We start from the raw sequence: 23,409 nt of genomic DNA, 5'->3' as shown, positions 1-23,409 counted from the left end.
CTAGACAGTCCTCCTTTTAGTTATTCTCGATGACTGCGACTTCTTTTCTTGTAGGCATCCCCGTTTGGGCACCTAATTTTTGAACAGAAAGTCCTGCACCAAGATTCGCTAAAACGACCGCTTCTTTAAATGGCACCCCATCACTTAATGCAGCCGCTAAGATACCATTGAAGGTATCTCCTGCACCGGTAGTATCAACGACGGTGACTTTCTTTGATGCCACGGTCACGATTTTACCGGAATCAACGAAACTTACCCCTTGACTGCCTCGTGTCACTACCAATTTGGTAGCGTGCGTTTGCTGCCAAGCTAGAATCGTTGCTTCGATTTCAGGTTCAGGGATCAATTCTTTACCGATCAATGCGGCAAATTCCGTCTCATTTGGCGTTAAGATATCGACATAAGGCAGTAATTCCCCTACGATATCATGATAAGGTGCGGGATTCAGTAGTGTTGTCACGCCATTTTCCTTTGCGAGCTGTAACGCATACCGAAGCGTATCTACCGGAATCTCAATTTGTACCAGCAAAACATCGCTTTCTATGATTTTATCAGCTATTTGATCTACATATTCACGATCTACCAGTCCATTGGCACCGGAGATTACAGTGATGCAATTATCTTGCGGTAATTTAAAAATACTTGCGATACCAGTAAAGATATTTTTTTCTTGTGCAACTGACTGGACATCCAGTTGCTCTTCACTTAAGTGTCGATAGACTTTTTCCCCAAACGTATCTTGACCAATTTTTCCTAAGAATGTCGTTGTTCCGCCAAAACGGGCGGCTGCAACTGCTTGGTTGGCCCCTTTCCCGCCGACAAAATAATCAATTTGATCTCCTATGATCGTTTCGCCAATTTTTGGCATTCGCCCAGTCGTGATAACAATATCCATATTCACACTGCCCAAAACTGCTATTTTACCCACTAAATCACCTATTTCTTTTGTATATATAGAACGGGCCAAACGCTTCGCGACCCGTAACAGAAGTTGTCTCTATCAAAGAAAAACCGGTTTTCTCAAATAAGTGCTGCATCGGCTTATTCGTATGGTTGGTCAGAGAATAAATGGCATCCCCTGCTTTACAAAAGTCTCTTAGACAATTTTTCAACCAAGCCGAGCCCAACCCATTCCCCATTTCTGATGCTTTTGTCACGAGCCTTTGGATACATTTTGTATGTTCATTATACCCATGACTCTCTTCTTGCGCCAAAAATTCTGGACTAAGGGTTCCTGCACTAACGATTTCTCCTGATTCATTTTTATGAATCAGTAATTGTTTTTTACAGATATCTGTTTTGACGATCTCCTTATCAGGGTAACTGCTTGTCCATTGGCAAATCCCCTGTGTCTCCATATTTTTTTTTGCATCAACAAACAACTGCCAAATTTCATCCAGTTCTTCATGGCATGCATATATTAACTTATCCATCAAATCAATAAGGCAGTAACAACAGCGACAAGACAACTACTAGGATAATTCCTATGATCGTAGGAACACTGGTCCGTTTCAGCAAACGAACCGGACTCACACCAATCGATGACGAAACGATCATGACAACTGCTGCAACTGGTGAAATCGTCCGCGCTAAGTTAGCAATCATTTGCATTGGCAGCGCAATCAAGATACCATCGATACCGGCTTTTTGGGCAATATTGGGAATCAGCTCGATCACAGCATAGAACATGGCTAATCCACCACCACTCAAAATACCAAATAATGCTGTCGCGCCACTGAAAATCAATGTGGTTAGAACACCGGCAGATTGAGAGTTTTCAACCGCACTCATCAAAGAATCGATCACGCCTAGACTTTGAATCGCTGTGGTGAATAAGGAACCCCCGACTACTAACATAACGACTTGGCTGAAACCTTGTCCCATTCCTTTGAACAGTTCGACTGCACTTTCTTGGGCAATCTTAAATGATTTCTTACGGAACCCTTCAATGATCAATGCTACGAAGAATGAGATCATTGTCAAAACAAAAATGTCCATCGTCACATTTTCTCTAAAAATACCAATAATTCCAACGATAATGATCAAGACTAAAGGTAATAATGGCAAAATGGCATAAAATGTCGGGACAACTTTTTCATCCGCCGCACTTTCAACTTCTTTCATCTCGACAAACGCTTCTGAACCTTCCTTTTTATCGCAATACGTTTGCCAGAAGTAGTGGACAACAGCTAAAATAAGTAAGGTTGGGATCGAGACCTTCGCATGATACAGCACATAAGTCAGAATGTTGTAATCCAACGTTTGTGCAGCAATCACATTGTCTGCTCCTAATGGTGTTGGCATGATCGTTGCGGTCATTGCAATGACCCCTGCTGCTGTCATTGATGAAATTCCAATACCTTGTAAGAGCGGATACAAAATAGCCATTAAAATAATTGCTAAACTAGAGGCACTTGGAACAACTAGAGACATCAAATTTCCTAACAGGAAAACAATCGGTATAAACAACGCTTTGGATTTGATTTTGGTCATTGGCTTGACTAAGATATTGACCGCTTTTTGATTGGCACCAATCAAATTCATATAGCCGGAATAGCCAAATAAAATCATGATCACTAATCCTGCTGAGCTAACTTGTGAGATGATCGTGTCTTTCAGTTTCAGAAAAATATCAAAGAAAGCCAGACCAGTTCCTTCTCCTTCAGGATAAAGAGGATTTCCCAATGCCACCGACGCACCTAATAAGACAATCGCACCGATAATCAAAATAAGCGCTGGATTATAACTCTTAATAATAAAATAACCAACGATACCTAAAACAACTAATACTAAAATTGCTTCAATCATTTTTTTCCCTCCTATTTACACTGACTGATTGCATGTAAAAACCATTCCTTGAATTTATTCTCATCGACATCGACACAGACACGGCAATTCTTTTCTTTGCCAAGTTTATTATTCAGATCGATGATCGTAGCGCCAGAAGTATACTCCCCTTTTGTTTCTACTGCGACAAAGGTTTCTTTGATCTCAAACATTTCCGGACAAAGAACGTAAGCTAAAGCACAGCTGTCGTACATTTTTAATCCGGTACCAAAACTTCCACCTCGATATTTCTTGAAAAGGTGGTACATCATATCTCCAGTTTGATTCATGTCTTTGATTTTTTCGCTGTCTTCAGGATAAACCAGTGCTTTCAATCCGACATCTAATGGTGCGCCTGCTAGCGAAAGACCGCTTTCAAAAACGATTTTGGCTGCTTCCGGATCAATCGCGATATTGAACTCTGACAAAATACCAAAGTTTCCTCTGCCTAGCGCACCACCCATTAAAACCAATTCTTCAATTCTTTCTTTGACTTCAGGATGCGTTTTAAGAAGAAGTGCAATATTAGTCAGTGGTCCGATTGCGATAATCGTCATCTTCTCTGCAGAAGCCATCAATGTGCGATGCATGGCTTCAACGGCACTCTCTTCCAATAAACAACTGCAATTTGGTGTTGGAAACTCGTACCCTGCCATTCCTGTTACACCATGAATATCGCTGGCATCTTTTACTTCACGAAGCAAAGGTCCAGCTGCGCCTTGGGCCACAGGAATTTTCAAGTTCCAAAAAGTCAGCAACTTCAACATATTTTCCGTCACATATTTGATCCCTACGTTTCCAGCAACTGTCGTGATTAATTTCACGTCTAACTGATCACTGAACAAGCCAATTCCTAATGCTACTGCATCGTCAATTCCCGGATCCGTATCAATAATTACTGCTTTGTTCATAAGTAAACCCCTTTCGTTTTTGATAAAACGTTTTATCAATTGGCTAAAAATAAAAAACGTTTGATAAAACGTTTTATCATTTGTTCTCCCAAAGAATACCACTTATGTAAAGCGCTGTCAATAACGAATACAAAAAAGCTTTCCATAAATTTGCGCTGAATTCTAACCTAGACAATCGTTGTGTTGATCAGTTAAACAGCTACGTCCTGATATAAACACAACGATTACCTTTTTCATTCTATCTTTGATTCCAACCGTTTGCCAACGCTTTTTTTTCGTACGATTTTTGGCGTCAATTGAAGATAACGCGGCGCTTGTTCTTTCATCGCTGATAATAAAGAAGCAACTGCTTTTTCCCCCAGAACTGTCACATCTTGTTCGACAGAAGTAAGTGGTACTTCTAATAAATCATTTAAAATCAAATTATCATAGCCAACGATGGACATTTCTTCTGGGATATTGATTCCTAACTCCTTGGCTCTTTTCATGATCCCTAAAGCAATCAAATCATTTCCCGCCACGATACCGGTGATTGCTTGATTGTTCAAAAGCTGTTCTGCTTTGTCATAGGCATCTTCAAACTGAAATTTTGTGACCACCCGCCAGCTTTCTTGCTGGGGCAGCTGCGCTTCTTTCAGAGCATCCAGATATCCTTGGTAGCGATAAATACAGTTGATATTTTTATCGGGGTTCATCATAATACCAATGTTTTGATGGCCATTATTGATCAATTCCATGGTCGCAAGATAGCCGCCTTGTCGATTATTATAAAACACTTGTCCAACCGGAAAATTATCCAACCCTCGATCAACCAGCACCAATGGTACAGAAATACTGCTTAAAAACTCTTTCAACTCTTCTTCGTAAGTATAAGATTCACTCGAAAGGGCTAGTAACAGTCCATCCACATTACGATCGATCAATAATTGAATCAATTCTTTCTCTGCCGCAAAGTGATCATCTGAATTGACTAAAATCAAAAGGTAACCAATTTTTCGCAACTGGTCTTCCAGTACTTTTGCTAATTGTGCAAAGAAAGGATTATTGATGTCTGGTATGACCAATCCGATCGTATTTGTTTTGTTTAGCACTAAACTTTTTGCCGCAATATTAGGCGAATAATTATTTTCCTTCGCTAATTGTTTGATCAAGCGTTTTTTCTTTTCCGAGATGCGAATCGGTTTGTCATTTAAGACTTGTGAGACAGCAGCGATCGAGACGCCTACTTCTTCAGCGATATCTTTCAAGCGGATCTTCACTCTTCTTCTCCTCGCTTTCCTGTTTTATTCTACGCCAGTCCTTAAGGATCGTCCTTTCTCTATTCTATCATAGCTCTGTTTATGTAAGACATTCAGAATCAAACGATTGGCTATTTTTTCTGACATGAGTATTTGGAATTCGCCTACGTAAAGAGCGCCTATTGCGTTTTTAAAATACAGCACCCATGAAACATAACAATGACCGGACGTTCTTTTGGGTTTCGAGAAGTCCGGTCCTGTTCTTTTACACGTTTCCTTAGTTTAATCATTCTTAGCGTGAGTGATCTTGGTTCAAACTAAATATTAAATCGAACCCAATCGGCAAAGAGCTCGGGCCAACGAACCACCGAGTCTTCAATGGCGTGTTCGCCACCACTGGCCGTTTCTTTGGTTCCGAGACTTAGACCATGCCCACCTCTAGGAAAAATGTGTAATTCATAAGGAATGTCAAACTTACGCAGTTGTTTTGCAAACAAGAGACTGTTTTCTGCCGGTACCAGACCATCTTCTAATGTGTGCCATAAAAATGCTGGTGGTGTGTTGCGACTTACTTGCTTTTCAAGGGAAAGCTGCGCCTTTTGTTCTTCATAACGGTTTCCTAAAAGAGCACGGAAAGACCCTTCATGAGCAAATTCACCGCTTGAAAGAACCGGATAACTTAGCAACAACCCATTTGGGCGCCATTCGTGATTGGCTCCTGACAATGTTTCTGTTAAAAAGTCTTCTTGCCAAAATACGCCCAAACTTGCTGCTAAATGCCCACCAGCCGAAAAGCCCGCGACAATGATTTTCTCCGGATCAACGTGCCACTGTGAATGATTTTGGCGAATCAATTGAACGCTCGCAGCAAGCTCTTGCAATGCTAATGGGTACACATGGGGCTTGATACTATAGTGGAGAACAAATGCCTGAAATCCAAAACTCATCATCTTGATTGCTATGGGTTCAGCCTCACGGTCTGATAAAAACTCATAGCCTCCGCCAGGACAAATAATGATTGCCGGTCGCAACCGATCCTGCTCCATCTCTTCAGAGTTGTCAATCGCATAGGTAGTAAGCGTTGCTTCACTTTTAGAAAACGGTTGGATCACTTCATGGATCATAGTAATTGCCTCATTTCATGATAATTTTGCTAACAACTGGTTCTTTGATTTGTAGATGAGTATACTAGATTTTTAGACCAGCTGTAGTTACTTGTCAAGTCAAGGAACGATCGATGGCGAATTTCTCTTGTTTTTTTCAAAGGGGCTGCCGACAATTTGAGAATAGGTATCCCAGATCGAAAGTCCTTTGCCCCTTCATTCCAGGCTCCTTCAATCTGGTACGCGGCAGCAATCGCCCCATGAAAATCCCGAGGAAAAAGAATCCCGTTTACTGTAAGACCTGTTCATAATCCTTCCCAGCAATCACAATAAAACGATTACATATGATCGTATCATATTTTCAATCATACATAACAGATTTTTGTTTTTTTCATAAAAAAACTGTGGCATAAGTTGAACAAATAATTACCCGATCAGAAGGGTCGCCTCCTGACGAAAATGGTCGATTTGCCTCAAAAAGCCATAACTTGCTGACTTCTCTGGTAGCAATTAGGTAGTTATCTGTTTCGGCTTATGTCACAGCCTATTTCATTAAATCAAGTAATCATTCAAACGAGATTTCACGTATTCAATGTGGCTAGATTCCAGCTCCACTTGATCATGTGCCAATGCGTAATCCGTTAAGCTTTCAAGATCCTCCTGATCTGCCACGATCTTTGCGCCGATCCCTACGTTAAATGAGGCATAGCGTTTTTCCTTCAATTCATCTAAGAAACGATCTTCTTTGATTTTTGCTGCGGCTTTCAATGCTCGTGCATAGGTATCCATCCCAGCAATATGTGCCAATAGCAAGTCTTCCATTTCAAAAGATGAACGACGGACTTTGGAGTCAAAATTGATCCCGCCTGGTGCGATACCGCCATTTTCCAATACTTCGTATAATGCCAGCGTTGAGTCAAAAACATTCGTTGGAAATTCATCGGTGTCCCATCCTAGAAGCATATCTCCTTGGTTAGCATCTAAAGATCCTAATGCATTATAGCTACGAGCAACAGCAATTTCATGTTCAAACGTGTGCCCAGCTAAAGTTGCATGATTGGCTTCAAGATTCAACTTGAAGTCGCCTTCTAAGCCATAATGTTGGATAAAGGCCATCGTCGTTGCGGCATCAAAGTCATATTGATGTTTCGACGGTTCTTTTGGTTTAGGTTCTAATAGAAATTGCGGTTTGTGACCAATTTTTTCTCCATAAGCAATTGCCATTTTAAATAGGCGGGCAATATTGTCTTGTTCGAATTTCATATCTGTGTTCAACAACGTTTCGTACCCTTCACGACCACCCCAAAAGACGTAGTTTTCACCGCCTAGTTTTTTAGAGATATCTAACCCTTTTTTGACTTGGGCAGCTGCATAGGCATAGACTTCTGCATTGTTCGTTGAAGCAGCACCGTTGTTAAATCGTGGGTGAGAAAACATATTGGCTGTGTTCCATAACAATTTGATGCCTGTTTGATCCATCTTTTCTTTAATCAGGTCTGTGATCACATCTAAATTTTGGAAGAACTCCTCTAAAGTTTCACCAGCTGGTGCTACATCAACATCATGGAAACAGAAGAATTCAGCGCCTAGCTTCTCGCAAATTTCAAAGAATGCTTCTACTCGATTTTTCGCGGTTTCCATTTCCGTTTCACCGAACCAAGTGCGCTGATTGACCGGTGCTCCGAAAGGATCTGAACCATCTTGTGTCATAGTATGCCAGTAGGCAATCGCAAACCGTAAATGGTCTTTCATTTTCTTGCCTAGGACTACTTCTTCTGCATCATAATGCCGAAAAGCAAACATATTGGCCGTTTCTGGACCTTCATACTTGATTTTATCAATCGTTGGAAAATAATTCATTTTGGTTCCTCCATTTTTAGTTTTTAACATAACAAACTAACTTACTTCTAAAATAAGTTACATGAAACCTTTAGTAGTGGCGATTCTTTCGTTGATTACTCTGACTGCAATGCTGCCAATTCGCGACAAAGAGGTGCTGTTTGTTGATACACTTTATGATAAACAGAATAGATCCGTTGATACTCCGTTACATTTTCTGCGATTGGCTGGATTACTGACCCATACTTTACAAAAGCCTTCACACAAGCCGCTTCGTCAGGATAAAGTCCGCTTCCGATTGCCGCTAACATCGCGGCCCCCATGCCGGGACCTTGCTCTGTGGATAATGTTGTGATCTCTGCAGCAAAAATATCTGCCTGCATCTGAAGCCACTCTTTGTTTTTCGCACCCCCACCAACAGAAACGATTTTGCTAAATTTCCGTTTTGCTTCTTCTTCCATGATCAGTTGAGAGTCTTTCAGAGAAAAAGTGATGCCTTCCAAGACCGCTCGGCTGAAATGCCGACGTCGGTGATGGGTATCGATCCCTATGAAGCTTCCTCTGACAGTGCTGTCCGTATAAGGTGTTCGTTCACCAACAATATAAGGGGTGAACAGCAGACCATCTGCTCCGGGAGAAACCTCCCCAATATCTGCTAGCAATTCGGAGAAGTCTACTCCTTCTGCGAATGTATCTCGGTACCAACTTAGTGAGTTACCGGCAGCTAGTGTGACACCCATCGAGTATTGTTTTTTTGCCACTGCATGATTGAAAACATGCAATTTCCCTTGGTAATCAACCTTCTGCGCTTCAAAAGATAAGAATACACCGCTAGTACCGATCGATACCATCCCAATGCCTTCGTCAATAATCCCAGATCCTAGCGCGGCACATGCGTTATCGGCGCCGCCAGCAAAGATTTTGACTTCTTTTTCAAAGCCAAATTCTGTTTGTAAATCAGGGACCAGTGTCCCGACTTCAGCTGCTGATTCAAAAAGTGTCGGTAAGATTTCTTCTGGAATAGCAAACTTGTTGAGGATTTCTGCAGACCAACAGTTCTTCTCACTGTCCAGTAGTAATGTCCCAGCAGCATCCGAATAATCCATTGAATAGGTACCTGATAACCACAATGCTAAGAAATCTTTCGGCAGCATCAAGTGCTGGACCTTCTGCCAATTCTCAGGCTCATGTTCTTGAACCCAACAGATTTTAGGTAATGTGAATCCTTCTAGTGCAATGTTCTTTGTGATTGAAAGAATCTCTGGCATCTCTTCCATGATTCGCTGACATTGCTTCGTCGTCCGAACATCGTTCCACAAAATTGCTGGTCGAATGACCTTGTTTTGTTCGTCTAGCAAGACTAAACTGTGCATTTGTCCTGAAAAGCTGATGCCGATCAATTCTTTGCGCAACTCAGGCACTTTATCGATCAACGCTTTAATGACTGCATGAGCCGCTTGACGCCAATGATTAGGATCTTGCTCACTGAATCCAGGTCGGGGGGACGACAATGGATAGTCTGCACTAGCAGTGTCAATCAGATTCCCTGAGTGATCAAAAACCAATCCTTTCAAAGAACTCGTTCCTAGATCCAGTCCTAGTAAATAAGCCATATTCTTCTCCTTTGCTACTGATGAAATTCTTATTTGTTATGGTTTACAAAATATTGCTTTTAGGTTAATTTGCTTAAAAAACTAACTAATTGGATAGTAAACGACCCATCCATTTTTGTCAAGCGCTTTCAACAGTTATTTGAGACTTTTTTAAGCACCTAACTGAGTAATATCTCCTTTTACAGATAAACTTGCACTTTATTAATTTGCACGGTAAACTAACATTACTATAGACGAAGAAGGAGATACTATGATTATTAACAAAATGGGCATCCGAGAGCAGAATGAAGCTGCCGTCCTGAAAACCATCATTGATAACGAACATATTTCTAGAGCTGAAGTTTCCAACTTAACGAATCTTAACAAAGCCTCTGTTTCGCAAATAATGAAAAAATTGATTGAAACCGATTTTGTCAAAGAAGTAGGAATTGGTGATTCCACATCGATTGGTGGACGCAAACCTATCCAGCTTCAGTTCAATCATCAAAGCAGCTTAGCGATTACGTTTGATATTGGGTATAATTATGTCAATGGCATGCTATCTTATATCAATGGTCAACGAATAGCCATTTTGGAAAAACAAGATATCTTGATTACAAAAGACAACGTATTCACCACGATTGATTCGATAATGGCTGAATTTACCCCCAAGATGCCTCCTACTACCCATGGATTGGTTGGTATTTGTTTAGCGATCCACGGTATCGTTAATCAGGAGAACATCACTTTTACGCCCTATTATGATCTGGAACACATTGATTTGGTCTCTCCTCTTAGTCAGAAATACCATACCGCAGTCTATATCGAAAATGAAGCAAATTTGACTGCATTAGGAGAGTATTGCTTTTCGTCTGATTCAACTAATCTGCTCAGTGTCAGTATTCATAGCGGCATCGGTGTCGGCATCATTGTAAATGGACGTTTACAGACAGGAACTCACGGAACAGCTGGAGAAGTGGGTCATTCTACATTGTTCCCTCATGGAAACCTTTGTCCTTGTGGAAATCGCGGGTGTTTAGAGCAATACGCTTCTAATAAAGTTTTATTCGATACCTACAGTCACTATACAAAAAAAGAGCTTGTCAATTCAGATATTTTTGCAAAGGCTATTCGTTCTGGCGAGAAATCAGCGCTTGAACTAGCACAACAAAATGTCGAATTTTTGAGTATCGGCTTAAATAATGTCATTACATTTTTCGATCCTGAAGAGGTTTATATCAACAGCTCTGTCTATCGCAAAATCCCTCAATTGACCAAAGACCTGCAACAAAAATTAACCAGTCAGTTCACTCAGAATACGAAAATCAAAAACAGTCGTTTGGGCGAACAGGCACCTCTGTTCGGTGGTAATGTTCTGATTGCCAAGAACTTCTTAAACATTGAAGATCTGCGCTTTCCAACGATTGATTTCCTTTAATCCATAAAAATTTTTTTCTGATACAGAAAATCCACTCAGTCATTTAGCCACCGTATAACTTCAATAAGTGGCAACACAACAAATGGACTGGGACATAAGTTTGGGTAGCTGACTGTCGCTGCGCTGCAGGAGTACTCTGTGCTCCTGCACAATTTCATACGTGTTCTCCTGTCAGATACTTTGGTTCTCATTCTTTATTTTTCCTTATATCATACAGTGCCAGCAAGACAATATTGAACCCCCCTCATCAATCCCTTCTCCCAGCGGCTTACTCTTTTATGTCTCCTGCAGTGATCCCGCCAACGATATATTTCGACTGCAATCATTTAATCCTATTCAAAATCAAAAGGTCTATTCCCCTTCTAAAAAAGGAATAGACCTACAAAGTCAGAATTGCTTGAATTTTCCCCATTGCTTTTGATCATTACTCATCTTGGTTCTTTAGTTTTGTCTTTTTTAGTCTTGCCCTTATTGGAAGGCTTGATTTTCCTTCTGATACAAAAAGACCGAATAGCGTTAACGTCACGCCTAGTAGTTTCACTAAACTGATCCCTTCTCCTAGGATAAGAAAAGAAGCAAATAATGTCGTCACAGGAACCAAATAAATATAGAGGCCAGCCATAACAGCACCTAGCTGTTCGACGGTGTAATTCCATAGAACGAAGCACAACGCGGAAGCCCCCAGTCCAAGAAACAGCAGATAAAGCAGATTGTCCGTTTGAAGCAATTTATCTAACGAAAGGGAACTTTTCGTCAAAAAGAACAGCGGCATAATAAATAGAATGCCATATAGGAAGATCATTTTCGTCGTGTCGATCACGGAATGTCCCCAACTAGCGATCTTTTTGACCAACAGTGAATAGACCATCCACATCAGGGCGGCTGCTATAGCTAAAAAGTCGCCAAAGGGATGAAACGAAAGATTTCCTGCAAAGCTGATCAGAAAAATACCACAAAAAGAAAGCAAAAAACCAATAAAGAATGTTCCCTTTAATTTCGTTCGATAAATGAGAGCAGAGGCTAAGCCAATGAAGAGTGGAGAAATGGAAACAATCACCGCAACATTCGATGTACTTGTATAACTTAAAGCTATGTTCTCTAAAAAGAAATAAAAACAAACGCCAGATATTCCTGCTGCCATCAAATAAAGATGTTGACGAAAGTGATAGTGTATCCTGCTAAATTTGGATAACACACTCAACGCCACTAGTCCGATGATAAATCGTAAAAATAATATCGCCGTGGGTGAAAAATCAATCAGCAGCAGTTTTGTGGCAATAAAAGTTGTTGACCAGAAGAAAACCGTGATCAAGGCAGTGACATGGGGATTCTTAAATAAATGATTCATTCTGTACTCCTTAAATACATTTTTTGATATTGTTTTGGTGTCAGCCCAATAAAGCTTTTGAATACATTGGAGAAATGACTTTGATCGGAGAAATTCGTCATCAACGCCACTTCTGATAAGGACTGCTGTTTTGCCAGTAATTTCTTTGCTTCATCGATTCGGATCGATAACAGATACCGATAAGGTGTCATGCCATAGTTTTTTGTAAATTGATGAATGAAAGAACTTTTTTTCAAATTCGTCAACGCAACGAGATTCTCTAAACGAATGTCTTCTGTATAATTTTTTTGTAAATGATGGCAAACATTTTCTAACAGGACATTTTCAACGGGTTCATTCTGATACCCTTCTGCTGTATAGGCAAGTAAGTTTTCAATAAGCAAATACATCAATTCCTCTCGATATAGAGGTGATTTCTTTGAAAGAATCGCTTGGTACAATTCTTCGACTAGTTCTCCTGTGCTATTGTTTCGCAGGATGACTTGACTAAAATAAGGCAGATCCTTTTTGCCGGTAATTTCTTTTACCACTTGTGTCATTGCTTGCTTGGAAATGTTGAGGGCGTGGTAGGTAATTTCTTGGTTCTCCAGACTTTGGCAGCTATGAGGCTGATAGGGATTGAATAAATTCAGATCGCCTTTTTCGAGGATTTGTGTCTCTCCGCAATACAGCTTTCTTCTTCCTGCTAACAAAATACCCACTACATAATAATCATGAAAATGGAGGGGAAAGCTCTTTTGATACTTTTCTAACGCATAGGCCTCAATGCCAACTATTTCATCATAGTGAACCTTTTTCATACTGTTCCTCCTTTTCTATCTATTTTAGCATTGAACCTTTCGATTTCTTGTAAAATATTCCATGCTTTTCTCGGAATCATCCTACATTTAACCTTTCCAGACCCTATTTATGAACCAACGAAAAAGCAGATAAAAGAAAGATCGCCTTTCCTCTATCTGCTTTAATTGTTTGATCCGCTCTTCTAGTTTGGATTTACCAGACATCTTATAGGCGCACGCTCACGGAAAAATCATCCCTCAAAGCCATTATTGTCAGAGACTTGCTTGAACCAATATCCTGATTTCTTGATACTCCGTTTGCGGTCATTTTCTAAATCAACAGAAATAAAGCCATATCGATTTTTGTAAGCATTGGTCCATGACCAGTTGTCCATGCAGGTCCACATGTGGTAGCCTAGGCAATTTGCCCCTTCTTGAATTGCTTGATGAACATATTTCAAATGCTCTGAGACAAATTCAATCCGATAGTCATCATGAATCATCCCATCTTCACCTAAGAAACGACGTTCATTTTCAACCCCCATGCCATTTTCGGAGATAAAGCACGGCAGGTTGCCATAGTTATCCCGCAGGTTGATCAGGATATCGTAAATGCCTTTTTCATAGATTTCCCAACCACGATAAGGATTCATTTTTTTGCCTGGCATATCATACACATCAAAATAATTTTCTGGCATTGGCTCTGCTGCAGGATCGACAGGCGTTTCTTTCGCTTTGATCCGCCGTGGCTGATAATAGTTGACCCCCAACAAATCGACAGTATTATTTTTGATGATGTCGAGATCGCTCGCTTGCATCTCAGGTACCATGTCTAATTCTTTCACGATTTTCACCAGTTCTTCTGGGAAAATTCCTTTGACCGCAGGATCAAGAAATGAACGATTGAAAAAAGCATCCGCGATTTCTGCTGCTCGAACATCTTCGGGATTATTACTGTCTCTTGGATAACTTGGAGTTAGATTCAGTATGATGCCGATTTGACCAGTTTGCCCACTTTCATGGTAAGCCTTGATCGCCAAAGCGGAAGCCAATGCTTCATTAAATCCGACTTGAATGGCATGTTTCATGTTACTTTCTTCTGGATAATGCAATTGATACAAATAGCCCGCCTCAACAGGAACGATCGGTTCATTATGAGTAAACCATTTTTTGACTTTATCCCCAAACAAGTCGAAACATGTCTTGGCATATCTGGCATATGACTCCACAGTCTCTCGCTGGAGCCAGCCGCCTTTTTCTTGTAATGCCATTGGCATATCAAAGTGATACAGATTGACAAATGGTTCGATCCCATTGTTGATCAATTCATCAAAATAATCATTATAAAAAGAAACAGCTTTAGGATTGACTGCCCCCGTTCCATCAGGAATCAAACGGCTCCATTGAATCGAAGTCCGAAAAGAGTTATGGCCGGTTTCAACCATCAATTGGACATCCTCTTTGTAGTTGAGATAGACTTCCGATGCTTTGTCTGGACCTACTTGATCAAAAAATTTTTCCGGTTCTTTGGCATACCAGTAATCAAAAATATTCTCGCCTTTACCGTCCCCGGCTACCCGACCTTCTGTCTGTGGGCCGCTTGCTGCGGAACCCCACCAAAAATTTTCTGGAAATTGAACCTTCATGTTTCTGCTCCCTTCGGTAATCCTAGTAATTGATTTTCCATTAAGACCACTTGTTTTTCAGTGGCCGCTTTTCCCATTTTGATTCGTTCTAAGACAAGTTCTGCGGCTTTCTCCCCCATTTTTTCTGCTGGCGGATTCACAGTTATTTGCGGCAACAAACTCTGTTCTGCTTCAGAAAGATAATCATAGTGACCAAAGGCGATATCTTTTCCAACGATCAGTCTCTTTTGATTGAAACATTCCAAAGCCCCCACTGACATGTTGTAGTTACTGACAAAAATTGCAGTCGCTCCCCATGCGACTAATTCTTCAGTTCCCCGATAACCGCTTTGTCTTGTGTAGTCCCCCACCACGATTTTCATTTCTGCTTCATTGTTTGCCATAGCAGCTTGCGCACCAAACAGTCGTTCTCTCGCAGTGTGATCCGACTGTGGAGCGGAAAGATAACCGATTTTTTTATGTCCAGCTGCTAAATAATGGTTGATGACGTCAAAAACACTTTGACGGTCGTTCAATAAGAGAACATCGGCGATTCCTTGTGTCTCAGGATGATTCAAAAAGACAATGGGTATCTGAATGTCCTGCCATTTCAACAAATCAAACTTTTTTTCATCAGAAAAGAAAACAATCAATCCGTCGACAGCATGCTGCAATAAATAATCGAGTTTGTCATGGTCCTCTTTGCTATTCGTAAAACCACTCAGCAAAATACTATAGCCATTTTCTTCCGCGACTTTCTCGATACCAGAAACAACTTCCGAGCCAAAACGACTGGAGATGCGATTCATCAATAAGCCAAATGAATAGCTACGATTGTTCTTTAAACCCTTCGCAATAATATTCTCTTTGTAGTCAAGCGACTCAATAGCAGCAGCAATCTTTTCTCTGTTCAATTGTTTCAGCTGATGTCCATTCAAATATCGGGAAACAGTCCCTACAGAAACACCTGCTAATTGCGCAACATCTCGAATCGAAGCCATGTTTCTCACCTTTCTCTGATGCCATTTTTCACGATCCATTTTCTAATGATTATGAATCGCTGGATTCATTGATTTGCTTTTGGTAACGAGTGTTGATCCCCTTCACGATCTAATAAAAATCATCAGCTTGTTAAAAAATTGAACCGGTTCAATTTTAAACTATAGCACGTTTCTGTAGAATTGCAATCTTTTTTTGGATGCGTATTCATTTTCTCTTTCCACTAAATTCCGAAAAAAAGAAAAAGATGAATGGTCTGCAAGATGTCTCAAGAGCTAGTCAGCACCATTCATCTAGATTAAACCAAACAATGTCCCGCTTATCCAAGTAATTGATTGGCTAGTAAAAAGTCTTTGACTTCGGTTAAATCAGTAAAACGCCGAACACCTTGAAAGAGCGCCTCTTTGTCGATGATTGGTTGTTTGCTCAATGGGTATCTTCCTTTTCTTGTCGGTAAGTCTGTCAAATCATCTTCGACCATAAACGCTGAGATGCCCGCTTTTTCAGCAGCAGCTATCCCGGCAAACGAGTCTTCTAAGACTAAGGCATCTTTTGGGAGAACCTTCGCCTGATGACAAGCCGTCAAAAAAATTTCCGGATCGGGCTTTCCTTGCTTGACTTGATCGCCAGCAACGATGATATCAAAGGTAGACGGCATCTTTTCTAGCTCAAAATAGGTGGCGATTTTTTCTCGGGAAGAAGAGGAGGCTAATGCGATTTGGCAGGTGTGCTGCTTCAGCTCCTTTAGTAAATCGAGCAAACCTGGCTTTTTGTAGACTCTTTTTTCTTCGGCTAAAATGGCTTCTTTGTATCGGTTCATCGAATCCCGCCATTGGTCGACAGGGACATCGCCGTACAACTCTTTCATTCCTTGACGAATCTCGGCTTCTCTTTTCCCGGTCAAATAATAATAGACATCGTGGATCAATTCAAAATCGTGTTCTTCAGCAGATTTTAGATAGGCACGGTAGGCAAGTCGTCCTGTTTCGAACATTAAGCCATCCATGTCAAAAATTACTAGTTGGATTGTGTTCATTCGCTTTCTCCTACTTTATTTTAAAAAAGAGCCATGCGTCTAGCATTAGATCGCACCGCTCTTCGTTTTGATACTCAGGTCGATTCAAGGATTGCTTTTAAGGATGCTAAATGTGCATCCCCTTGCTCATAATCTCTGACCAGCTCTTCTGAAAGGATGAAAGAACCCCCAACTGCGATTACTTGCGGATGAGCAAGGTAGTCTTGGCAATTGTCCTTAGAGATTCCGCCAGTTGGCAAAAATCGAACATCATAGAAGGGACCGCTTAACGCTTTGATTGCTTGTAACCCGCCATAAATATCTGCTGGAAAAAATTTCACAGTTTTGATCCCAAACGATACGGCTTTCTGAATATCATTTGGTGTCGCTGTTCCTGGAAAAATCGGGATCTGATTCTTTAGACAGTGATCGATAACTTCTGGAACAATAGCTGGAGAGACAATAAACTGGGCCCCCTTTGCTACCGCTTGTTGGGCTTCTTCAAGTGTTCTCACCGTACCGGCTCCCACGAGCAACTTCCCTGAGCGTGCTAAGTGTTCGATTGCTTTTAACGCCAGTTCGCTGCGGAAAGTCACTTCAATCAAACGAATATCATGTTTAATCAATAATTCTTCTAGTGGATCTAGCAACGACATGTCTATGGCGGTATAAAGCGGTAAAACTTTCGTAGCCGCTAAATGTTCGGTCAATGATTCGACGTTTGCCATTCTATTCCCCCGCTTTCTGATCAATTTCTGCAGACATTTGCGATTTGACAACCGCTTCATGCAGTCCTTGCAAGTAACTAATCCCCAAAGCTCGATCATACAGACCATATCCTGGCATTGCTACTTCCCCCCAGATCGTTCGCCCATGATCTGGACGAATCACTCCAGTAAATCCTACATCCACCAAGGCTTTCATAATGGCATACATATCTAGTGAACCTTCTGTAGACAAGTGTGCAGACTCTTTGAATTTGCGGTCTCCCATAAAGAGAACGTTTCGGAAATGTACAAAATTAATTCGGTCGCCAACCTCATGGATGATCGACACTAGTTCATTTTTCGGATCGGCGCCTAACGAACCAGTGCATAGCGTCAATCCATTATAAGGAGAGTCAACAATAGACAATATTTTTTTCAAGTCAGACAAGTTTTTGGTGATTCGCGGCAAGCCGAAGATCTCCCAAGGCGGGTCATCCGGATGGATGGCCATTTTAACATTCATTTCTTCGCAAACAGGAATAATTCGTTTCAGAAAATAAGCCAAGTTATCGAAAAGAACCTCTTCTGTCACTCCGTCATAAGTCTTCATCAGCTGATTGAATTTCTTTAACCGTTCTTCTTCCCAACCAGGCAGCTTGAATCCTTTTGATTGGCTGTGGATCAATGTGTACATTTCGCTAGGTTCCATCCCATCAACCACTGCTTGGTCATACAGCAATGAGAAACTGCCATCCTCATTTTCATAAAAAAGATTGGTTTTTGCCCAACCAAAAATCGGCTTAAAACTATAACAAATCAGATGTATGCCACAAGCAGAAAGATTTTTGATCGTCTGAATGTAATGATCGATGTAGTGATCCCGTTCTTCTGTTCCTGCCTTGATCGCGTCATGGATCGCCACACTTTCGATTCCTAGTAATGTCAGTTCTTCTTTTTCGATTGATTGTTTTAATTCCTCAATTTCGGCAATTTCCCAAATATCTCCTGGCAGTTTGTTTAACAAGGTGCCGATGACCCCATTGATGCCAGGTATTTGACGGACATTTTGCAAAGGAATCGAGTCTCCTTCGCCATACCATCTAAAGCCCCATTTCATAGTCAACATCCTTTCTTAAAAATCATCATCGTCATCCTCATCGCCAGCAGCTGGCGTCTCATTCGAGATATGCCAAAAAGCAACACTATCTTCTCCTTGATCGATCACTGCTTGTGCCGCTGATGCAATTGGTGTTTGCAGTAATTGATGATTGATTGCTTCTAACACCATCGGCAAGTTGGTACCGCCAATAACGTAAACTTCTTCTTGCAGCTCTTTTTCTAACTGATTGATCGTCAAAACTGACTGGTTGTAAGGGCTAGCGCTCAGTAAGTCTACTAAGATCAGCACCCCTTCTTGTTGATTGACTTGATGTACCGCGGTACTGATTTTTTCTCCCAGTGCTTGAACATCATCTCCTTGATACAAATTGACTGTCGCTATATTTTCGACTGCTCCCATGATGACTGTTGCCGCATCTTTCAGTCCATCGCTTAATGTGCCATGAGTAGCAAGTACGATTCCCAACATTGTCATTCCTCCTTTGTCTCCCTGCATGGATTTCCATGCAAAACGTTTACTGTAACAAGGCAATCGTCTTGTTTACATTTTCCATATTGATGTCTTTTTGCCTTAATAATTGTTTAGGCAGATAATATCCCTCTGTTGATTCCTTATTTCCGCTGATCACATAATTGATTGTTGCATGGATTCCTTCTTCTTGAAGGATTCCGAGTCGTGCTAATTGTTTGCGATCAAACTCTGTTCCTACTACATGTAGAGGTGCTTTGGCACCAACAGAATCCAGATAATAAATCGTAGCCTTGCGTTTGGCTGAGTCTCGCAAAACTTCTAATCCTCGTTCGCCATAGCTTCCTTCATCCAAGAACGCAAACGCAGTGTTTTGTCGTTCATTTTCACTGATTAAAGCCAATAATGCCAAAACCGAAGAAGTATTTCTCGTTAAGTTTTTCTGGAAGACCGCCCCTTTTACCACTTTTCCCAATAAAAGAAAGTACGAACCAAATGCCAGAACTAAGAAAAATGTTTGCCAAGAAAAAAGTACAAAACCGTCAGCAGCAAATTGACTATAGAACCATGTCGCTACTGCGCCGATCCCAATCGTTATGAATGAGCTGACAAGAATAAAATTCATTGTTTGACGACCTTGCGCCTTTCGATCAAAAAAATGATAAGCGCCAAAATGTTGCGGCGGTGTATCATAATACGTACAAATGATTCGATCTGCTTGAGCAATATCTCCGATGTAAACATTTCTCGAAGCTGCTTTATGTTTCAAATCATATTCGATTATGCGAATATCTTTTCTTATTTGTGAGATATCTGTCACTAAAGCATTTAGGAATCTTTTTTTGCTGCGGTCACTTAAGCGAGAACGATAAATATAGCGGTAACGAAACAGCCAATCATTGAAACGGTCTTTCTGCATCTTTTTCATCTCCCATTCTTCGAAGGATCCAGCACGTTTTCAACAGCCTTTGAGCTAGCAACCATCAAATGACCGTTGCTTTTTTGTTATTGATGGAACTAGCTCAGTTGCTGTATTTGGCAGTTATAATCCGAATTGTTTCAAGACCTCTTTTAAAGAGGATTTAGGAGCAGAAGGTGTTGCTTGGAAATAGATGTTTTCGACTCCATAGTGTTCATTCATTTCCTTTAATCTTGCGGCATCTGCTTTATTCAAGTAGACGGATTTTGTGACTAACAGATCTTTTTCTGGATCTTTCTGTGCGATCCCGCCAATGTTCAACTCTTTCATTGGCACACCATGGGTGACCAGATCATAAATCACACTGATGGTTTTTGCGATCAGGATGCAGTTGTACTCTTTAAACGCATATTCATCCCAATAAAATTTTGCTTTTTCTGGTGTCACGACAATCGTTTTTTGTCCTGTGCGACTGCCGGCATTTTTGTATAGATCTCGCATGAATTTATCCTTAGCAACCACTTCATCAACGACGAAGATAGAGTTGACCCCGCTTTTTTGAGACAACGTCATCATGACTTGCCCATGAATCAACCGTTCATCCACACGTGCTAAATTTACTACACCCATTGTTTTCCACTTCCTTTTCTATAAAATCCCTACGCCGGCTAGAATGATCAAGATCAAAGTCAGCCAGAGCAGTGCTTGCGTAACTTTTAAGCCTTTTTTCGTATAGAACCAATAAACACCCATTACAACAGCCAATGGCAAGATACCTGGAACAATCTGGTCAAGAATATCTTGAATGATAAATTCTCGTCCTGAAATATCAAATTTCAGAGAAGAAGAAACATTGACATAGTTTCCAGCTAAGACCCCCATCATAAACAACCCGAGAACAGACAACGTTTCGATTGCTGTCTGAACACCGGTGCTTTGCATCAATCCGGTCGCGTTTCGTCCCATTGCAAAAGCTTGTCGAGCAAAAAATACACCTAAAAATGCTTGGTATAAAGCGAAACAGACAAATGGGAACAATGCACCTAGCGGACTTCCCTGCTGGGCCCATGGGACAGCGATCGCAATAAAGATATACTGTACTGTTCCAGAATCGATCGCATCACCGATCCCTGCTAAAGCACCCATCAACCCTGCTTTTGTGTTGTACATCAAATCATCTTGCATCAGAACTTCTTTGTTTTCATGTTCTTCTTCTGCCCGCTGCTGTTCCATAGAAGACATCAGGCCTGTGATCACGCCGCCCCCCCAGCTCAATTGCGTGTTGAAAAAGAGCAGTTGCCGCTTATAGGCAGCCTTGAGGGCGTCTTCGTTCTTATATAATTTTCGTAAAATCGGCATCATTGCGTATAAAAGTGACGGTGCCAGATAGCGTTCAAATGAATGAGGGATCTCGTTGGCAAAGTGCCAGCGAAGATATGCTTTCGTGACATCTTTTTTTGTGATCTCCTCTGGAGCGATCTGTGTTGCTTTCACTGATTCTGTCATTTTTTCCTTCCTCCTTGTTTCTTAGAATCCATCATCGTAATCGTCCTCATCAAAGGATGCATTGGACGTATTCGTTTCAGCAGCTGGAGCTAATTTTCCTTTTTGTGATTGTACAAAGATCAATGCGATCAGAACACCAAAGATTGCGTAAGTAACCATAGTGATTTCCAATGATTTCAGTACGACACTCATAAAATAGGCAAGGAAAAAGAAAACCATGTAATCTTTCCGACCAATGACATAAACAGTCGTTGCAATCCCGATCGCTGCCAAGCCACCACCTACTACCTCCAGAATATGGATGACGACAGTCCCTTCAAGGGCATTGATGACATCAGCGATCAGTGGTGCACCCAGATAAAGTGCGATGAAAACAAGCGGTACAAATAAAATAAATGAGGCCAACGTTGGATACAAAATGATCGAACGAGTAATTGCTTTTGTATTCATGTCTTCCACTGCTTTATCCGTATATTTCCCTAAAAATGTATTGATAAAGAACCGGAACTGATACAAATAACTGCCTAAAAGTCCCACTGGGACAGCAACTGCGATCGCCGCTTCGGGCTTCAGATTACCTAATAATGCTACCGGTACAGCAATAGCCGCAGCAATCGATGGTTCAGCCGGCATTGAGCCGCCGGGAGAGAAGACCCCCATATAAATCATCTGTAGTGCAGCAGTAACGATCATCGCCTGCGCTACATCCCCCATCACGATCCCAACAACCAACCCAGTCATCAATGGCGAGAAACGAAGGGTTAGTGTTGCCCCACCACCAAGCCATCTAGACATGACTGCCGCAACCCATAAAGCAATCAGTAAACTCTGTGTAATGCTTAAAGTTTCCATTTTTCCTCCTCCTAAACCTGCTCGATATAGTTTTCTAAATCTAAAAGTGCTTTTTTCAGCCGTTCTTTCGTTATAGAAACCGGAATCAGATGAACTTTCTCTTTTGAATCAACAAATGCCACCAACTGATCGATCACTTGCGGGTCTTCTGGATAGATCCCCATTTGATGCAGGGACATTGGCAACTGCAATTCTCGATAAAACGGCAATAACTGATCAATGACCGTCCATCTTTCTTCAATCGCTAATTGATAAAAAATGCCGTAAGCAACTTTTTCACCATGCAAAAACTGATGACTTGCTGGTAGATATTTGCTGATTGCGTCATGCATCGCATGGGCTGCCGCATTGCGGGCGTATTTGTCACCCAATCCACCAACTAAACCGGCAACTGCAAACACAATCTCTGACAAGTGAATGAATTCTTCTGTTACCTTTTGCTCTTCCATATCTTGGATTGCTTGTTTTGACTGAGATACAATCGCTTTCTCGCATAGTTTGGCTGTGTAGCCAGCCAATTGTAGAAAAGGCTCATGTTGAAGCTGTGGTTGCGCCAAAATTGTTTCTGATTCATACCACTTTGCTATGGTATCTGCTAGTCCAGCAATAAAGTAGGAAACTGGCGCATCAATCACTAGTGTCGGATCTGTAATCAAAAAAGCTGCTTGCCGCAAGAAGTGCTCTGACATTCCTTCAGATTCGCCGTTTTCTTTATACATCACAGCTAACGGTGTCCATGGTGCACAATTACTTGCTAAGGTTGGCACGACACCAAATGGCGTATTGGTCAGATGGGCTGCGTACCCGACCAAATCGGTCAATTTTCCGCCGCCGACACCGATGATAAAGTCAATGTGATGTGCTTCTACTTGATCTTTGATCAAATTTGCACCGTAGTAACTGCATTCCCCAGTATACTGATGATAAAAAACATCCTGGGGCGCCTCGTTGATAAAAGTCAATTTGGGTTGCGCTTTTTGCCATGAAATCGAGCCATGAACGATTAATAATCGTTTGGCTTGATATTCTTGCAGCAGCTCTGGAATATGGGCTAATGCACCTTCATGGTAACGATAAAACTGAGGACCAACTTTTACTTTTAAATCAGTTAACATTTCCTTCCC

22 protein-coding genes are annotated in these 23,409 nt (G+C 41.2%); 1 reads left to right on the top strand and 21 read right to left on the bottom strand.

All coding sequences use genetic code 11. The annotated features are described in order from the left end of the window. Positions 1–16: 16 nt before the first annotated feature. The 8 genes from rbsK to xylB all read right to left on the bottom strand — a co-directional run bounded on the left by rbsK (position 17) and on the right by xylB (position 9,530). Positions 17–928 carry a ribokinase gene (rbsK, locus tag DVW06_RS00595; RefSeq protein WP_113849332.1) on the bottom strand — a complete coding sequence of 304 codons (912 nt, stop codon included), beginning with the start codon at positions 926–928 and terminating at the stop codon, positions 17–19. Positions 929–932: 4 nt separating this feature from the next. After that, on the bottom strand, positions 933–1,433 hold the full coding sequence (locus DVW06_RS00590) for a GNAT family N-acetyltransferase (protein WP_137264302.1): 501 nt from the start codon (positions 1,431–1,433) through the stop codon (positions 933–935). 4 nt (positions 1,434–1,437) lie between these two features. Next, on the bottom strand, positions 1,438–2,808 hold the full coding sequence (dcuC, locus tag DVW06_RS00585) for a C4-dicarboxylate transporter DcuC (RefSeq protein ID WP_003125600.1): 1,371 nt from the start codon (positions 2,806–2,808) through the stop codon (positions 1,438–1,440). Between the two features lie 11 nt (positions 2,809–2,819). Further along, positions 2,820–3,737 (bottom strand): ribonucleoside hydrolase RihC, encoded by a 918-nt coding sequence (rihC, locus tag DVW06_RS00580; RefSeq protein WP_137264301.1) that lies wholly within the window; start codon positions 3,735–3,737, stop codon positions 2,820–2,822. A gap of 233 nt (positions 3,738–3,970) precedes the next feature. Next, positions 3,971–4,996, bottom strand: coding sequence for a LacI family DNA-binding transcriptional regulator (locus DVW06_RS00575; RefSeq protein WP_137264300.1), 1,026 nt, complete (start codon positions 4,994–4,996; stop codon positions 3,971–3,973). A 296-nt stretch (positions 4,997–5,292) separates the two neighbouring features. After that, on the bottom strand, positions 5,293–6,099 hold the full coding sequence (locus tag DVW06_RS00570) for an alpha/beta hydrolase (protein WP_003125596.1): 807 nt from the start codon (positions 6,097–6,099) through the stop codon (positions 5,293–5,295). A 531-nt stretch (positions 6,100–6,630) separates the two neighbouring features. Then, positions 6,631–7,938, bottom strand: coding sequence for a xylose isomerase (xylA, locus tag DVW06_RS00565; RefSeq protein WP_003125594.1), 1,308 nt, complete (start codon positions 7,936–7,938; stop codon positions 6,631–6,633). Between the two features lie 95 nt (positions 7,939–8,033). Next, positions 8,034–9,530, bottom strand: coding sequence for a xylulokinase (gene xylB, locus DVW06_RS00560; protein ID WP_103300222.1), 1,497 nt, complete (start codon positions 9,528–9,530; stop codon positions 8,034–8,036). A 250-nt stretch (positions 9,531–9,780) separates the two neighbouring features. Here xylB and DVW06_RS00555 point away from each other — a divergent pair, with 250 nt between their 5' ends. Continuing rightward, complete coding sequence (locus DVW06_RS00555; protein ID WP_003125592.1) at positions 9,781–10,947, top strand: ROK family transcriptional regulator; 1,167 nt, start codon at positions 9,781–9,783, stop codon at positions 10,945–10,947. 424 nt (positions 10,948–11,371) lie between these two features. Here DVW06_RS00555 and DVW06_RS00550 read toward each other — a convergent pair whose 3' ends face one another. The 13 genes from DVW06_RS00550 to DVW06_RS00490 all read right to left on the bottom strand — a co-directional run bounded on the left by DVW06_RS00550 (position 11,372) and on the right by DVW06_RS00490 (position 23,400). Beyond that, positions 11,372–12,295: a DMT family transporter gene (locus DVW06_RS00550; RefSeq protein WP_003125591.1), complete on the bottom strand. Its 924-nt coding sequence runs from the start codon at positions 12,293–12,295 to the stop codon at positions 11,372–11,374. Next, a complete protein-coding gene (locus DVW06_RS00545) occupies positions 12,292–13,095 on the bottom strand; it encodes an AraC family transcriptional regulator (RefSeq protein ID WP_003125590.1) in 804 nt (267 codons plus the stop codon). Before DVW06_RS00545 ends, DVW06_RS00550 begins: the two co-directional genes overlap by 4 nt. Positions 13,096–13,325: 230 nt before the next feature. Further along, positions 13,326–14,720, bottom strand: coding sequence for a glycoside hydrolase family 1 protein (locus tag DVW06_RS00540; protein WP_003125588.1), 1,395 nt, complete (start codon positions 14,718–14,720; stop codon positions 13,326–13,328). After that, on the bottom strand, positions 14,717–15,700 hold the full coding sequence (locus DVW06_RS00535; protein ID WP_003125587.1) for a LacI family DNA-binding transcriptional regulator: 984 nt from the start codon (positions 15,698–15,700) through the stop codon (positions 14,717–14,719). The genes DVW06_RS00540 and DVW06_RS00535 overlap by 4 nt, the downstream gene beginning before the upstream one ends. A gap of 317 nt (positions 15,701–16,017) precedes the next feature. Next, the gene (locus DVW06_RS00530) at positions 16,018–16,734 is read right to left on the bottom strand and encodes an HAD family hydrolase (RefSeq protein ID WP_003125586.1); all 717 of its coding nucleotides are present in this window, start codon (positions 16,732–16,734) and stop codon (positions 16,018–16,020) included. Between the two features lie 74 nt (positions 16,735–16,808). Then, entirely contained in the window at positions 16,809–17,441 is a 633-nt protein-coding gene (locus tag DVW06_RS00525; RefSeq protein ID WP_003125585.1) for a bifunctional 4-hydroxy-2-oxoglutarate aldolase/2-dehydro-3-deoxy-phosphogluconate aldolase, read from the bottom strand. Position 17,442: 1 nt separating this feature from the next. Continuing rightward, a complete protein-coding gene (gene uxuA, locus DVW06_RS00520) occupies positions 17,443–18,537 on the bottom strand; it encodes a mannonate dehydratase (protein ID WP_003125584.1) in 1,095 nt (364 codons plus the stop codon). Positions 18,538–18,552: 15 nt separating this feature from the next. After that, entirely contained in the window at positions 18,553–19,008 is a 456-nt protein-coding gene (locus DVW06_RS00515) for a PTS sugar transporter subunit IIA (protein ID WP_003125583.1), read from the bottom strand. Positions 19,009–19,054: 46 nt separating this feature from the next. Further along, complete coding sequence (locus DVW06_RS00510; protein ID WP_050762644.1) at positions 19,055–19,927, bottom strand: hypothetical protein; 873 nt, start codon at positions 19,925–19,927, stop codon at positions 19,055–19,057. A 123-nt stretch (positions 19,928–20,050) separates the two neighbouring features. Then, a complete protein-coding gene (locus tag DVW06_RS00505) occupies positions 20,051–20,557 on the bottom strand; it encodes a PTS system mannose/fructose/N-acetylgalactosamine-transporter subunit IIB (RefSeq protein ID WP_003125581.1) in 507 nt (168 codons plus the stop codon). Positions 20,558–20,575: 18 nt separating this feature from the next. Continuing rightward, positions 20,576–21,433 (bottom strand): PTS system mannose/fructose/sorbose family transporter subunit IID, encoded by an 858-nt coding sequence (locus DVW06_RS00500; protein ID WP_003125580.1) that lies wholly within the window; start codon positions 21,431–21,433, stop codon positions 20,576–20,578. Positions 21,434–21,454: 21 nt separating this feature from the next. Beyond that, the gene (locus tag DVW06_RS00495; protein WP_003125578.1) at positions 21,455–22,285 is read right to left on the bottom strand and encodes a PTS mannose/fructose/sorbose/N-acetylgalactosamine transporter subunit IIC; all 831 of its coding nucleotides are present in this window, start codon (positions 22,283–22,285) and stop codon (positions 21,455–21,457) included. Positions 22,286–22,296: 11 nt separating this feature from the next. Then, entirely contained in the window at positions 22,297–23,400 is a 1,104-nt protein-coding gene (locus DVW06_RS00490; protein WP_003125575.1) for an iron-containing alcohol dehydrogenase family protein, read from the bottom strand. Between the last annotated feature and the right edge of the window lie 9 nt (positions 23,401–23,409).

It is taken from the genome of Enterococcus sp. ARL09-542 (genome assembly GCF_005234805.1).
Lineage (GTDB): Bacteria > Bacillota > Bacilli > Lactobacillales > Enterococcaceae > Enterococcus_D > Enterococcus_D gallinarum.
This window is presented reverse-complemented; position numbering and strand designations above follow the sequence as displayed.